This is a genomic window from Psychrobacter vallis, from assembly GCF_904846715.1.
Taxonomy (GTDB): Bacteria; Pseudomonadota; Gammaproteobacteria; order Pseudomonadales; family Moraxellaceae; genus Psychrobacter; species Psychrobacter vallis.
Genome location: NZ_CAJHBU010000007.1, coordinates 93,088 through 107,867, shown reverse-complemented (window position 1 = coordinate 107,867; position 14,780 = coordinate 93,088). Strand labels below are relative to the sequence as shown.

The 14,780-nt window shown below is 43.0% G+C and carries 14 protein-coding genes and 2 tRNA genes; 6 read left to right on the top strand and 10 right to left on the bottom strand.

The window, feature by feature from the left end:
* Window positions 1–99 precede the first annotated feature (99 nt).
* Entirely contained in the window at window positions 100–882 is a 783-nt protein-coding gene (gene hisF, locus JMY02_RS06445) for an imidazole glycerol phosphate synthase subunit HisF (RefSeq protein WP_201596414.1), read from the bottom strand.
* A 183-nt stretch (window positions 883–1,065) separates the two neighbouring features.
* Between hisF and JMY02_RS06440 the strand changes: the two genes are divergently transcribed.
* From JMY02_RS06440 to JMY02_RS06420, 5 genes are all read left to right on the top strand, one after another.
* Complete coding sequence (locus JMY02_RS06440) at window positions 1,066–2,253, top strand: homoserine kinase (RefSeq protein ID WP_201596412.1); 1,188 nt, start codon at window positions 1,066–1,068, stop codon at window positions 2,251–2,253.
* Window positions 2,254–2,301: 48 nt separating this feature from the next.
* On the top strand, window positions 2,302–2,604 hold the full coding sequence (locus JMY02_RS06435; RefSeq protein ID WP_227678432.1) for a hypothetical protein: 303 nt from the start codon (window positions 2,302–2,304) through the stop codon (window positions 2,602–2,604).
* A complete protein-coding gene (locus JMY02_RS06430) occupies window positions 2,605–3,528 on the top strand; it encodes a class II glutamine amidotransferase (RefSeq protein WP_201596410.1) in 924 nt (307 codons plus the stop codon). It abuts the gene before it with no gap.
* A gap of 86 nt (window positions 3,529–3,614) precedes the next feature.
* Complete coding sequence (locus JMY02_RS06425) at window positions 3,615–4,826, top strand: AAA family ATPase (RefSeq protein ID WP_201596408.1); 1,212 nt, start codon at window positions 3,615–3,617, stop codon at window positions 4,824–4,826.
* 2 nt (window positions 4,827–4,828) lie between these two features.
* Window positions 4,829–5,290, top strand: coding sequence for a type II toxin-antitoxin system VapC family toxin (locus JMY02_RS06420; protein WP_201596406.1), 462 nt, complete (start codon window positions 4,829–4,831; stop codon window positions 5,288–5,290).
* Here JMY02_RS06420 and JMY02_RS06415 read toward each other — a convergent pair.
* Together JMY02_RS06415 and JMY02_RS06410 are read right to left on the bottom strand one after the other, a co-directional pair.
* Window positions 5,287–5,868 carry a YchJ family protein gene (locus JMY02_RS06415; RefSeq protein ID WP_201596404.1) on the bottom strand — a complete coding sequence of 194 codons (582 nt, stop codon included), beginning with the start codon at window positions 5,866–5,868 and terminating at the stop codon, window positions 5,287–5,289. The two genes, JMY02_RS06420 and JMY02_RS06415, sit on opposite strands and share 4 nt — an antisense overlap.
* 103 nt (window positions 5,869–5,971) lie before the next feature.
* Window positions 5,972–6,694, bottom strand: coding sequence for a metal-dependent hydrolase (locus JMY02_RS06410; RefSeq protein ID WP_201596402.1), 723 nt, complete (start codon window positions 6,692–6,694; stop codon window positions 5,972–5,974).
* 630 nt (window positions 6,695–7,324) lie between these two features.
* Between JMY02_RS06410 and acnA the strand changes: the two genes are divergently transcribed.
* Window positions 7,325–10,153 (top strand): aconitate hydratase AcnA, encoded by a 2,829-nt coding sequence (gene acnA / locus JMY02_RS06405; RefSeq protein WP_201596400.1) that lies wholly within the window; start codon window positions 7,325–7,327, stop codon window positions 10,151–10,153.
* Window positions 10,154–10,269: 116 nt separating this feature from the next.
* On the opposite strand, the gene JMY02_RS06400 is transcribed toward acnA, so the two are convergent.
* From JMY02_RS06400 to JMY02_RS06370, 7 genes are all read right to left on the bottom strand, one after another.
* The gene (locus JMY02_RS06400; RefSeq protein ID WP_201596398.1) at window positions 10,270–11,358 is read right to left on the bottom strand and encodes a DNA polymerase beta superfamily protein; all 1,089 of its coding nucleotides are present in this window, start codon (window positions 11,356–11,358) and stop codon (window positions 10,270–10,272) included.
* An 80-nt stretch (window positions 11,359–11,438) separates the two neighbouring features.
* The gene (locus JMY02_RS06395; RefSeq protein WP_201596396.1) at window positions 11,439–12,215 is read right to left on the bottom strand and encodes a nucleotidyltransferase domain-containing protein; all 777 of its coding nucleotides are present in this window, start codon (window positions 12,213–12,215) and stop codon (window positions 11,439–11,441) included.
* Window positions 12,216–12,370: 155 nt separating this feature from the next.
* Window positions 12,371–13,024 carry a LysE family translocator gene (locus JMY02_RS06390; protein ID WP_201596394.1) on the bottom strand — a complete coding sequence of 218 codons (654 nt, stop codon included), beginning with the start codon at window positions 13,022–13,024 and terminating at the stop codon, window positions 12,371–12,373.
* Window positions 13,025–13,296: 272 nt separating this feature from the next.
* Window positions 13,297–13,372: transfer RNA gene (locus JMY02_RS06385), tRNA-Glu, on the bottom strand.
* Between the two features lie 155 nt (window positions 13,373–13,527).
* A tRNA-Ala gene (locus JMY02_RS06380) sits at window positions 13,528–13,603 on the bottom strand.
* Between the two features lie 111 nt (window positions 13,604–13,714).
* Window positions 13,715–14,080 (bottom strand): hypothetical protein, encoded by a 366-nt coding sequence (locus tag JMY02_RS06375; RefSeq protein ID WP_201596392.1) that lies wholly within the window; start codon window positions 14,078–14,080, stop codon window positions 13,715–13,717.
* 116 nt (window positions 14,081–14,196) lie between these two features.
* Entirely contained in the window at window positions 14,197–14,706 is a 510-nt protein-coding gene (locus JMY02_RS06370) for a hypothetical protein (RefSeq protein WP_201596390.1), read from the bottom strand.
* Between the last annotated feature and the right edge of the window lie 74 nt (window positions 14,707–14,780).

Below are 14,780 nucleotides of genomic sequence, written 5' to 3'. Positions count from 1 at the left end.
TCAAGGATTGGCTCGTTAACTGGCTCATTAAATGAACGAAAATAAATGGTTAGCACTATAATAACATTTTTTCTAATTTATTGGCATTTTACGAGTGTGTTACAAACGCATTGGTATGCCTTGTGCTGCCATATATTTTTTGGCCTCCAAAACGGTATATTCGCCAAAGTGAAAAATACTGGCCGCAAGCACCGCATCGACGCCGCCTTCTAACACGCCTTCTGCTAAATGTTGCAAATTACCGACGCCACCTGAGGCAATAACCGGTACATTGACGCGGCTAGTAATTTGCTTCATAAGTGCCAAATCATAGCCTTTTTTGGTGCCATCACCATCCATCGAGGTGACCAAAAGCTCGCCAGCACCCAGCTCTGCCATCTTGCTTGCCCAAGCAACGGCATCAATACCTGTGGGTTTGCGTCCACCATGAGTGAAAATTTCCCAACGCGGCACGACCAGACCATCGACAGTCACATCAGCGACGCGTTTGGCGTCGATTGCCACGACGATACATTGATTGCCAAATTTTTGTGCGGCTTCGCCAACGAACTCTGGGGTAAAGACGGCTGCTGAGTTAATCGCCACTTTGTCCGCGCCAGCATTCAGCAAGTTACGAATATCGGCGATTTTACGCACACCGCCGCCGACGGTTAACGGTACAAAAACCGTTTCTGCCATACGTTCTACGGTATGATACGTGGTGTCGCGCTCATCGTTGGTGGCGGTAATGTCCAAAAAAGTAATCTCATCTGCGCCTTGTTCGTTGTAGCGTTTTGCCACTTCGACAGGGTCGCCAGCATCCTTGATATCGACAAATTGCACGCCCTTGACCACGCGGCCATTGTCCACATCCAAACAAGGAATGATACGCTTTGCTAACATAGGGTCTTTCACCTTATAATCAATTCACTCAATGCGCTAGTCTAGCAAAATCGCTGCCATCTCAGGCAGATTTTCGCAAGATTATTACGCTTTTCGCCATCGTTCGCTCATGCGCGGTACAATTGCTGTCATTACCGTCTAAATTTGCCCTATTTAATTTTTAATTGCCAAAAGTGAGATGTCATGTCTGTCTATACCCAGTTAACCGATGATCAATTTGCCGCCTTTTGCCAAAGTTTTGGCGTGTCGTTTGCGCGTGCCATTCCGATTACGCAAGGTATCAAAAACTCTAACTGGTTCATTCAGACGACTGACGATGCAGAAGGCGCGCACTCTTATGTGTTTACATTATTTGAAGAGCGTCCCCCTGCTGATATCGAAAAGATGGCGATTATTTTAAATCAACTAGATGGCAAGCTTCCGGTTGCCGCGCCGCTGGCAGTTATTGAATCAAATGCTTCTCAAATGAATGGCGATGATGATAAACGCTACGTCATCCATTATGAAGACAAAGCCATTACGCTGGTGCCTTGCCTCGCGGGCGTGCACCCAGAGCAAACCACCCAAGCCATGTGTCATGAGATTGGCGCGGCGCTAGCGTTGCTGCACGAGACATTGCAAGCGCTGCAACCAAGCGAAAAATATGGCGTGCCTTTATATCCATGGAGTGAGGTACGCGACCGTGAAAGTCAGTTTATGCCAAGTGATGAAGCCAAGCTGATGAGAGATATTTGGCGTGCGTATACGGACTTGCCGCTGGCGACTCTGCCAAAAGGCTTGTGTCATCTGGATATGTTTGCGGACAATACCTTATGGAATTTATCATTAAATAATAGCCAAAAAGGCGAGGCACGTCTGACAGGTCTATTAGACTTTACCGAGGTCAGTGCCGAGCATTATGTAATGGATATTGCCATTACCATTAATGATTTTTGTACCACATGGGGCGATGCCGAACAAGGCGAATCGGTGAATTTTGACCGTAGTAAAATGGCGGCGTTTTTACAAGGATATGAGTCTAAGCGCCCGCTTGGTGATGACGAAAAACGCGCCTTGCCAGTGATGCTCGCCAAAGCGGCGGTGATTTTTTGGTTATTACGCTTAAATGTCATTCACTACAACCGTACCGAAGGGCGCACGGGCGACAATATTATGGTCAAAAACCCTGACTTGATGAAACGCTTGTCCGCTTATCATTGGTCACACGTCGAAAAAGCGCAAAATACTGTTTTTGTACTGCTAAGCATCAAGCAAGACAAGCACATCATCGGTGTCTTTAGTAGCATGACCCAAGCCGAACAAGCACATGATCACTTAACCAATACCAATGATTTTACGATCGAAACATATATGTTAGACCAATTGGCATAAGTATGTTCTACTCAGATATGTACATACCAACACTATAAAGGCGATCCCATGACCGATCAAGTTGATAACTGGCACAAACTGGCACGCTACGATACCAATATACAAGGCGAGCTGCATGCCAATTTGCTACGTAATAACGGTATTTCTGTCTCCTTGCAACCGCTCAGTGCGATGCCGGGTATGAACTCAGGGATTGTACTGTGGATACAAGATATCGATTTGGCACAGGCCAAACGTATTTTGGACAGTATCGATACAGATGGCGCAACAGCGCCCTACGAGATGTTTGATGAATCGATAGAGGCTACATTGACTCCTAAAAAAGACGACCATAACGGCGGTACTCTATAAATGTGTCAACTCTTAGGAATGAACAGTAATACCCCAACCGATATCGGTTTTAGTTTTGCCGGTTTTCGCAAGCGTGGCGGCATGACGGACAGTCATGAAGATGGCTTCGGCATTGCGTTTTTTGAACGCAGCGAATGCGCTAATAATGATAGTTCTAATGGTGACAAGTCGGCAAATGCTTCAACAGGACTGCGTTTGTTTCATGACAATCGCCCCAGTCATTTGTCACCAGTCGCTGACTTGGTCAATAACTATCCCATCAAAGCCATGAATGTCATTGCGCATATTCGCAAGGCTACTCAAGGGCAGAACTGCTTGGCAAATACGCATCCTTTTGTCCGTGAAGTTTGGGGTGAACAATGGGTATTTGCACACAACGGCCAGATGAATAGTGAATTTATCAAACGCTGTCAACGCCTACAAGACAACGGCAATGCCTCACACTGCCAGCCAGTTGGCAACACCGACTCTGAAATGGCATTTTGCTATTTAGTGAATCGCCTAAAGAGCAGCTTTAAATCGCGCCCTGATGACCAAACGCTGTTTAATTTTTTGACCACGCAATGTCGCTATCTGTCTGCGAACGGTTTGTTTAATTGCTTGATATCGAATGGCAAGTGGCAAATGGCCTATGCGGGTAGTTTATTGTTTTATCTCACGCGCCAAGCGCCGTTTGGCGAAGCAAAATTGGCAGATGATGATTTGGCAATTAACTTTGGCGATGTCACTACCGATAAAGACAAAGTGACGATTTTAGTGACTGTACCACTCACTGAAAATGAAAAATGGCAGCAATTGGCCGTCAATGAATGTTTGATATTTCAAGACGGTGATGTCATTTATAAAGACAGCCCAAGCCAGCGCAAATTCTTGACCGTTGAGGAAGGTATTGCGATTGCACGAGCAGTTGGGGCGAGTGTTTAGAAGTAGTTGCAAAGAAACTTGTACTTTGAGGCTAACTGTTCCATTATCGAAGTAATAGTGAATTATCATTAAAATTAGGTGTAGCCATGTTAGGTGATGACATTCAAATAAAGCAGCTAGTAGGTGTCGGTGATGTGCATCTAAGTTTTCAACCTGACCAAAGAGTGTATTGCCTGATTGGTGAAAATGGTATTGGCAAGACTAAGTGTTTAGAGGCGTTGTTTAAAGCAGGATTAGCGTACAACGAACAATATATTAGTAGAAGCTTGCTTATAAGTATTGATGCGAATCGAGGCTACCAAGAGTTACGTACCAATAATATTCCTATCCAAAAACAAGAACTAGTAACTGAGAAGAGTGGAAGCTTATTCAAGGGAATACTTAATGACCACAGAAACTTAGTTAACAAAGCATTCAAAGGTATGAATGATCACAACTTACCTGTTGTCTTTTTAGGTGCTCAAGATAGAGGGGGTATAAACAATAAGCAAAAAACAGAAAAAGAATATCTTAAATCTTATTCAGATGATGGAATCGGTAGTAAACGGCAACGTATCAATGAATACTTCGATATGATTAATCAACATATTGAGCATAGAAACCTAAATAATCTGAATATGAACATCGATATAGAAAAATGGGTCAGCCAACGTGCACGTTCTGCCAATCCTTATCAAGCCATTGAGGACAACCGAGAAGTTGAAATCACAACTTTGCTCAATTTGCTGAACAAAGTTGATGCGCGAATTGATAGTAAATTTCTTGAAATCTCAGGAAACAACCGCGTATTTATAAAAGTTTCTGATAAAAAAACCGAACTATCCGAGCTTTCTAGCGGTTTTGCCTCAATTCTTAAAATCATGCAATCTATCATCGCAGGCTATAGCTATTTTACTAACGAAACCAATATTGCACATGTCAAAGGCGTGGTATTTATCGATGAAATTGAAAGTCATCTACATACCAAATGGCAAGCGACTATTATTCCTACTTTAAAGCGCTTGTTCCCAAATACGACGTTTTATATTACCACTCACTCCGCTATTGTGCTTAGTCAATTACAACATGGCGAAGCTTATGAGTTGTATCGTGATAAGGAAGATGGAATTGTCAAAACTGAACTGATAGAACATCCCAATAATGCCGCGTTTGTAGACTTGTTAAAAGATGCTTTTGATATTGATATCAATCGCTTGAAACTGTCTCGTGACAACGCGCCCCAGCAAAAAAACGCAAAAAAAATGCTATCTGAACTGCTAGAAAAGAGAATTAATGAGCTTAAAGAGGGAACGCAATAATAATGGATACAGAAATTGCGAAGTTACTGGACTCAAACTTTTTGACCTATCTTTTAGAAGGTAAAAATATTGATGAAAACGATGCCAATCTTATTGAACGTTTGACGGATTTGTTGGCACTTATCAATGATGATAATGTCGAATTAGCTATTACGCCGTTACTAAGATATGAGTTTTTAAGAAAATTTGGTCAGAATGAGAGTGAAGATTTTGATAAATTTAGAGCAGCTATTGAAGAGTTTACTTGGCTAGACATCAGTAAAGATGTGACAGATTTGGCGACCAACCTATATCGTTTAGATAAACATGAGGCGGATAGTAAAGGCATACCGAAAAACCTAGAAAAGCGAAAATTTGATGTCTTTCACTTTGCTACCGCTAAAATCAATGGTATCGAGTTATTATCTAACGACAAGCACATAGACCAAATGGAAGATTTATACAAGCGTTATCAAGCGATCTAATTTTCTAAATACTTCCCACAACACCGCTTAAACTTCTCACCCGACCCACAAATACAGGGCTGCTTTTGCGTGACCGTCATCGCCACTGTTGGATCTAAAAAGTACCAACGCGCATCATTATTTGCTTTGCCTGTCACCTTTACAAAGGCAGACAGCTCATGATGCGCCTGTAATTTTTCTTTTAAGCTATTCTCCGCATCATCAACGACATTATAATAAGCCTTAAACTCAACCTGCGCATGGCGTTTACCCAGCTTTGGCGTATGCTGCACGATTTCCAATCCTGCCCAATTTGTCTCTTTTGCCCACGCCTCAATCGCTTTCTCATCAAGCAAGCTTTGCTGCGTGGGTAGTGTGGTTTTGATAATATAATCTGGTTTCACCAACACAAACGCACTATAGCGCGTGCGCATCAGTCGCTCGGCAGTTTCCGCCTTTGCCGCGTCTGTTTTGTCAACCTCTTCATTACAAAGGCCATCATGATAGGGCTGACAGCAATCCTGATAAGCTAGTGTTGAGCTTATGGGGTCTGATGACGGATGGATTTGGCAAGGGCAGATTTGTGTAGGAGATGGCATGTTTTACTCTAATGATCGTGTGGCTTTTACGGTCTTATAGTCAATCCACTATAAAATATGATACTAGCAGCGCGTTATAATGATTGTGCCTTTTTATTTAAGATCAATTATAACGCAGTAAGTTTTTTATCACTTCTGGCAACAGATCTACTTTTAATTGTGCCCATGCTGCTGGATCGCTCAGTTGCTGCCAAAACAAATCAAAGGGTGGCGACAGGTATATCAGCATCGCCAGCAGCGTGTAAAGTAATAAATACCACCATTTGTCTCTGGGTTGATAGAACTTCATCGCGGTGCCCGATGAGCGTTTCATTTTCATGTTCGACAAATTAACGCTATACAGTTCGTCCAACGCCAAATGCACCATCGCGCCGCCAAATAAAAACAAACCATAGAACCAACTGGCAGTCAGCGGCAATTGTAATCCGTAATAGCTTAAGCAGGTTAGCCCCAGTCCCAATATCGCCATATAAGGGACGGAATGAATGACGCCGCGATGGACAGTCATGGTGGTAAAAATAGAAAAAACCACATATCGCATAAAGCCGTAGCCCGCCAGCCATAATGCCATCAGTGCCAGTAAGCTCAGCTCACTGCGCCAATGCATTACCAAACCAAAAGCAAATATAAAAGACGTAATATTAAAGCCAAGCTTAATCGGTGTTGAGTTATCAGAATCCAAATCAGGCAAGAGTCCGCCGATGGTGCCAAGCGCCACGCACATCAAAAATCCCGAATCGTCAATCAATCCCGCTTTATAAACCGTTAAACTGAGCGTACCACTGACCATGAAAGCGACATTTAAGTGGGTATTAAAATTTGCCATAAAAACTCATCAATAAATAGCGCGCGAAACGATTGTTTCGAGCCGCTTGTCTAGCAGTAAAAAAGCGCACCATCATACCATAGACCAATCATACGTCTAACACAGCCGCCCACTTTTAAATTGAATACAGTACTGCCAAGATGAATTTTCGCAACCTCTGTCTTTAACAGCGTAGCAAGCAAGAAAAATTATCCTAGGTCGTGTCCTGATTTTGAAAGTAGCCATAAAGCTGAGAAGACATTAGGAACGTATAAATAGGGCACTAAACCCTTGTTGCGTTTACGATTATGCCACGATTCGACAACGTCTAGGCGTTAACAAAGTGCCGTATGTTTGTTATGGTAAAAGGGTATTATTGTTAAGCATGAAAGAGATGTTTATCTATTTTGTGAACTCAAATCGTTATCTCTTTACTGCATGGATTTCGATCTCACAGATTTAAACAATAATCATTGTCAATAAAACCATTTAATTTTAATAAAAACAGTTACTTTCAATAGAAATATTTACCTTTAATAGAAACAATGACTGTTATAAGAAAGGAATCAACCAGCTGTATAGCCACCAATCATCAGCATAAACGCACAAGCGTCTGTGTTCAAAATCTATAACAACGATAAGGAAGCTACCATGAGTGATATTTTCGATGTAAAAGACACTATTTCGGTCGATGGCAAGGAACATGCCTATTATAGTTTGCCAAAGCTGACTCAAACCTACGGAAACATTAGTAAATTGCCGTTTTGCATGAAAATCGTACTAGAAAATCTATTGCGTAACGAAGATGGTGGTCAGTCGGTCGGCGAAAATCATATCGAAGCGGTTGCCAATTGGGACGCAGGTGCCGAAGCGTCAAAAGAAATTGCCTTTATGCCAGCCCGTGTTGTCTTGCAGGATTTCACAGGCGTGCCCTCGGTTGTGGATTTGGCCGCAATGCGTGATGCGGTGGTTGAGCTGGGCGGTAAAGCGGAGCAAATCAACCCATTTATCCCGAGTGAGCTGGTCGTCGATCACTCTGTGCAAGTGGATGCTTATGGCCGTGAAGATGCGCTCGATCTAAACGAGAAAATTGAATTTAAGCGTAACAATGAGCGTTATGAATTCTTGCATTGGGGTCGTAATGCTTTTGAAAATTTCGTGGTCGTCCCACCAGCGACGGGGATTGTGCATCAGGTCAACCTTGAGTATTTAGCCCGTGTGGTCATGGCAGCAGAAGTAGAGGGCGAGCTGATGGCCTATCCTGATACCGTGTTTGGTACGGACAGTCATACGACAATGATTAATGGTATTGGCGTCCTTGGTTGGGGTGTGGGCGGTATCGAAGCGGAAGCAGCAATGCTGGGTCAACCCTCCTCAATGCTGATTCCGCAAGTGGTCGGTTTTGAGTTAAAAGGTAAGCTCACTGAAGGTGTTACCGCAACGGATTTGGTATTGCGTGTGGTTGAGATGCTACGTGCGCATGGTGTGGTTGGCAAATTCGTCGAATTTTATGGTGAAGGTCTACACAGTATGCCGCTGGCTGATCGCGCCACCATTGCCAATATGTCACCAGAATATGGGGCGACTTGTGGTATTTTCCCGATTGACCAGATGGCGATTGATTATCTGCGTCTCTCAGGCCGTGACGAAGCACAGATTGAACTGGTTGAAAAATATGCCAAAGCGCAAGGCCTATGGCATGATGCCGACACGCCAGCGGCGACTTATTCGAGCAAGCTAGAGCTTGATCTGTCCTCAGTGCAACCAGCACTTGCCGGTCCGAACTTGCCACAACAGCGTATCAACTTGTCTGATATGCATGAGAAGTTTGGCGAAACGCTCGCAAAAATGAACAAAGACCGAAAATCAGAAGTCGAAGGCAAAGTCCGCTTTGACCAAGAAGGCGGTGAGCAAGAACAAGCCGAACACTTGGCCGCAAAACCAAAAATTGATGACAGCCAAGATGATGGCTATCAGCCTGCCAATGGGGTTTTCTCTACTGTTAAGATTGATGAGAAAGAGCATAAGCTGCGTGATGGTTCGGTCGTGATTGCCGCCATTACCTCTTGTACCAATACTTCAAACCCAGCAGTAATGATTGGGGCAGGTCTGGTTGCCAAAAAAGCCGCAGCCAAAGGCCTCAAAGCCAAGCCATGGGTCAAAACCTCACTCGCGCCTGGCTCTAAAGTTGTGACTGATTATTTAGAAAAAACCAAACTGATGGATGAGCTAGAAAAAACAGGCTTTTACTTAGTGGGTTATGGTTGTACCACTTGTATCGGTAACTCAGGGCCACTGCTAGAAAGCATTGAAAAAGGTATCGAAGAGAATGATCTAGTCGCCGCTGCGGTACTGTCCGGTAATCGTAACTTTGAAGGCCGTATTCACTCGCATGTTAAAGCCAGTTACTTAGCGTCACCGCCGTTGGTTGTCGCCTACGCCTTGGCTGGTACGGTCGATATTGATATGACCACCCATCCACTGGGTCAAGATCAAGACGGCAATGATGTATTCCTAAAAGACATCTGGCCAACCTCAGAAGAGATTAATGAGTTGATTGCTAACAACATCGATGCGGATATGTTTCGCAAAAACTACGGCGAAGTGTTCGACGGTAGTGCCGCATGGAACGCGATTAGCTCAGCGGATAGCCAACTGTATCCATGGGATGAAGAGTCAACCTATATCAAAAACCCACCATTCTTTGATGGGATGACCATGGAGCCAGAAGGTATCCTTGATATCGAAGGTGCGCGTATTCTAGGTTTGTTTGGTGACTCAATCACCACCGATCATATCTCACCAGCGGGTAATATCGATCCAAAATCGCCCGCAGGCAAGTACTTGCAAGAGCGCGGCGTGATGGAAGCGGATTTCAACAGCTATGGCTCACGCCGTGGTAACGATGCGGTCATGACCCGTGGTACTTTTGCCAATATCCGTATCAAAAACACCATGATGAATGGTAAAGAGGGCGGCTATACCTATTACTTCAAAGGCGACAGCGCTAAGTTAGCAGACGGCGAACAAATGGCCATCTATGATGCAGCGATGAAGTATAAAGAAGACAAGCGTCCGCTCGTGGTACTCGGCGGTGCAGAGTATGGCTCTGGCTCTAGCCGTGATTGGGCAGCCAAAGGGACGATTTTACTCGGTGTAAAAGCGGTGTTGACCAGCTCGTTTGAGCGTATTCACCGCTCCAACCTAGTTGGCATGGGCGTACTGCCATTGACCTTCAAAGATGGTGAAAACGCAGAGACTTATAATTTAGACGGATCTGAGGTGCTTAGCATCACTGGTCTTGATAATGGTGAAAGCAAGACCGCAAAAGTCACTGCCACACGTGCCGATGGCTCAACTGAGAGCTTTGAGGTCAACGTCATGCTACAGACGCCAAAAGAGCGTGAATATGTACGTCATGGCGGGGTGTTGCACTATGTGCTACGTCAATTGGCGGCTGAGAGTAAAGACGCAGGGTAGTAGCTAGCTCTATTTAGTATAAAACGTAAGCATAATAAAAAATGCTCAGCCAATCGGTTGAGCATTTTTTTTGTCCGCCGCGACTTTTATATCGGCGTATCTACCGTTGAGTAGTTTCAATCTATACTTGCATACAACCGATCTCTGACCACGACCAAAGCTGATAATGCTGCTTGCTCGTTAGGTTGGTCGGGTAAGTGGCTACTGTCAAATGCCGCTGCAATCTCCACACTCAATTGATCGGCCTGTGCCAACAGTGCATTATAGTTGCTTGCCCCTGCTTTTATGTCGAGCAACTCATCACGATTAGGACGCTCAACGATGACTTTGCCAGTCGTGGCAATATCGTATGCCATCTCAAGCAGACGAATGGTATGCATCATATTTTTAGCATCATATTCTTTGGCATGAGCAATAGTAGATTGGTAGCGCGCTTCGTTACGGTTGGCAACCCACTGCCAGTATTCTTTATAGTCTCGGCAGTATTTACTATAGCCTTGTTCATTAAATGATAGATACGCGATAGGTGTCATGCCTTTGGGAATTGCGCTTAAGCGCAGCTGCGTGGCATCCGCATGTTGATATAAGCCTGAAAATCCAAACGTCTTGGTGTTATCAATATGCATCGCATACATTTGCGTGGCTTTGCTCATAACGGATAAACCAATATGCTGTTGCGCAGTCGCTGTATTGTGTAGCCACTCTGTGAGGGTAACACTGCGGCCCTCTATAAATACGCTACAAAACTCCAAAATAGACTTCTTTTCAAGGCTCATCGGATTGACGATTTTTTTATTCAGTCCACGCGCTTTTTTAATTTGACTGTTGGCAAAGCCTGCAAAGGTTTTTTGACACAATTTACTGATGAACCAATCAGCAGAAAAATGGGCCATGAGTGGATGCTTATACAATATGTGCTCAGCTGGTGTAGCGAGTAGCTCCATCATATTGGGATTGTTTTGTAGCAGCAGCTCGACGTAGCGCCCAAGCTCATAGTAGACAATATCGTTGCTATGATTACTGACTTGTGCAATATAGTCACTGTGGCGGGCATAGTAATACGACTTTGGCAGATAAAACACGCCTTTTATGTCAGTGTCTGACGTAGGCGTTTCTAGTCCATATGCACGGCTACCTGAGAGACACTCGAGCAAAATCAGTCCTTCAGATTTGAGATAATCAATGGTCAATGGCGCTGTCTGCATAGCATTTTCTCTTTTGGGACTACTAATAATTTTACTATAGAGCGGAACTATATCTGCTTTAGATTTTTTCACACGACCATTCATACAGAACGCAGCACAGTACGATAAAATGCATTTAATGGTGTAATAGTGGAGACTTTGGTGTCAGCAAAGGTTGGATTGTCGATACTGCTCCACAATGCTGAAATCGCGCTGATCATTATTGGTGACAGCTGATGTATATAACTTTCATCTTGCGTGTGCTTGATATCAATCAAGGTTAATATCTCGGTGTGTACCTTTTGATCGACTAGCTCAAGCATTTGCATCATTATTACTGGTGGCGGCGTGTGTATCGTTAATATCCACTTTGCCGCAAGCAGTGCTCGCAGTAAGTAAAAAAACTTTTTTAGGCGAATGGGAGTATTGATATCAAGATTACTGCTGGCATTTTTCGCCATACCGCGGTAATGATGAAACACGGTGATAGGCTGGAAGTAGTCTATGCTCAATGCTTGCAAGTGTGTCATTAGGTCAGTCTGTTGCTCATAAACAATGGGTGAGTGCAGCCACTCAAATATCACTGCATTGGATTTATAGAGCAGCTGTAGGGCTTTTTTGATGTCCCAGCCACCAATATCAAACGGTACTGCGAGCAGATCGTTTTGGATAAACTCAAAGGTGTCTTTGCCATCGAACAAACTCAAGTACCAATCAGGTTGGTGACAATACAGTAGACGGACATCATAGTCGCTATCGGGTGACGCAAAGCCCCACGCACGGCTGCCACTTTCAATAGCGTGCAGACAAGTGATCTGTCGCGTCTGACAGACCTGCTGTATGGCATGAATAATGTGATCGGTATCGTTATTTTGCATAGAGCATATCGTCGGCGGTTGTTTGTTAATGAGTATACAACAGCATAAAGGAGATGTGCGGTAATGATGAAATGGCAATTTTGATATATTAGGGTGGGATAGTAGCTTGCCAGTGCTATTAACTAATATTCAACATGCCCAAACTCAAAAATCACTCAACCCTTCTCAGTCAATAACTTAATCCCTAAACCAATAAATACCACACCGCTTACTCTGTTTAAAACGGCTTCAATAGAGGGGTTTTCCCGCAGGCGTGTACTAAACCGCGCAGCCAATAACGCCAGACACGAGCACCATATAAAGCCAGTGGTAGCAAAGGTCAATCCAAGCATTAAAAATGAGAGCATGCCGTAAGCATAATTAGCATCAATAAACTGAGGAAAAAAGGCGATAAAGAACAAAGCGACTTTTGGATTAAAGACGTTGGTCAATACTCCTTGCTGGTAAATTTGCCACCCATCTACCTTGTTCTGTCTAATAATATCTTTGTCTTTAGGCAGACTGCTTGCTATTAAAAAGGACTCTTTGCTTGTGAGCATCTTAAAACCTAAATAACATAAATAGCTGGCACCAAGATATTTGACAAGCATAAAGGCAGTTGGAGAACTGGCCAATAAAACGGATAATCCTAACGACGCCAATAACGTATGAATCAAACTGCCCGTGGTGATGCCCAAAACAGAATAAAGCCCTGCGCTCTGACCTTGAGAGATGCTACGGGTAATAATGTACATGCTATCCGTGCCTGGCGTTAGGTTTAATAAAATCGCCGCTAAGATAAACCCTAGGTAGTTTTCAATACCGAACATAGCAACCGCTTCCCTATAATCGCTCTAAGTCCCATCATATATAGTATGTGGATATAATTTATAACAATGCTGGTCACATCGATATTAACGAGTATTAGATAGGTTGGCAATAGCGCTATTAGCCATAAAACAGTGACAGTAGAATAGAGGGCCTTTGAGAAACAACAGACATAAAAAATCCCAGTCACCGTATGATGACTGGGATTTTTTATTGTTCGCTTATTAGTCTTATCTCATGCTAAGCAAGAGGGCTAACAAGTGACGCCAAATAGTGGCGTCCCCAGGGGGATTCGAACCCCCGTTACCGCCGTGAAAGGGCAGTGTCCTAGGCCTCTAGACGATGGGGACGCATAGAGTGTCATAACCAATGGCTATAACGGTACTTCACAATATCAGATAGCTTATCTATTAATAGAACAAGCGTTGCCTAGGTGCTGATATCGTCCTACTAGCGAGTATTTATGATCAAGTTTCAGTTATACTGAGCATTGTTATAAATAGTATGGTGGAGCTAAACGGAGTCGAACCGTTGACCCCTTGCATGCCATGCAAGTGCTCTACCAACTGAGCTATAGCCCCTCGCTAAGAGTGTGCGTATTTTATGTAAGAGCAGCAGTCTTGTCAACCGCTATTTTAAAAATAATTGATAAATATGCAAAAAAATCGGTTTTATGGAGGTTAAGAGCCGACTTAACGTGGATTTTGCTTGAGAGCTATTTCTTTAATGGCTTTATCAGTATAAAACTCTTCTTCAGTGCCATCAGAAAAAATAATGGCACAGCATTCAGCTGGCACATATTGACCGCCTTTTTCTCTAATCGTGCTTATACCTTTAAAGCCAATAATGTTGGATTCACCTAATTTATCTAGATTATGCTTGGTATAGCCACAGTAAGTGGTATATATCCACTTTAAGTCTTCAAAATCCTGACCTTTTGTTAGGGTGAGATTTGCGTCATAAAGCTCTTTTACGATGACATCGTAGTATTTCTGCGCTTCTTTTAGGGTGTTAAAGACATAATCTTTACTTTCTATGGTGACGGTTTTGGCGGCCATGTTTGTTTCCAGTTTATACGTAAGTTGAGCAAATTATGAAATACATAGTTAGCCTGTCCGATATACTACTATGTACAACTGGCAAATTTTATGATTATATCATTCGAGATAACCTATTAAATTGCATTACCGCCAGCACTATTCCAAGCTTTAGTAAAGCCTATTACTGGGAAGTATGTTCTTTCGTTGTTGAATTGAATCTCGATAGGAGAGGTGGCTACTTTGAATAGATTAACAACATAGTTGTGACCACGTTCTGTCTCAGGAGTTAGACTAAAATAGTAACTGCTAGAGTCTCTAAATTTTTGACACCAACGTGACATTTTAACCGCCTGACCATTAAATATCATTGTTGTGCTATCAGGTATAGTGGTTGTATATTTACAGCTATTAATATTCGTAGCATTATAATCGCTAAAGTAAAGCCTTTGACCTCCTGACTTTGAATGGCTTATTTCTGATTCTAAAATTTTAGATTCATCACTATAGCCACTATTATATTTTATCCATGCGCTTCCATTATCCATTTGTGCCCATGACATAAAGTCTTCGATTTCTGTAGCATAGCTTTTTATTGCAATTAAACTGCCTACAAACAATAGTATTAATGATTTTGTAGTTTTCAAATTTCTCATCTCCATATGAACTAGAATCTGTAAGGTTAAAGTAACAGTCTATAACATTTTGGTTTTATTAAGAA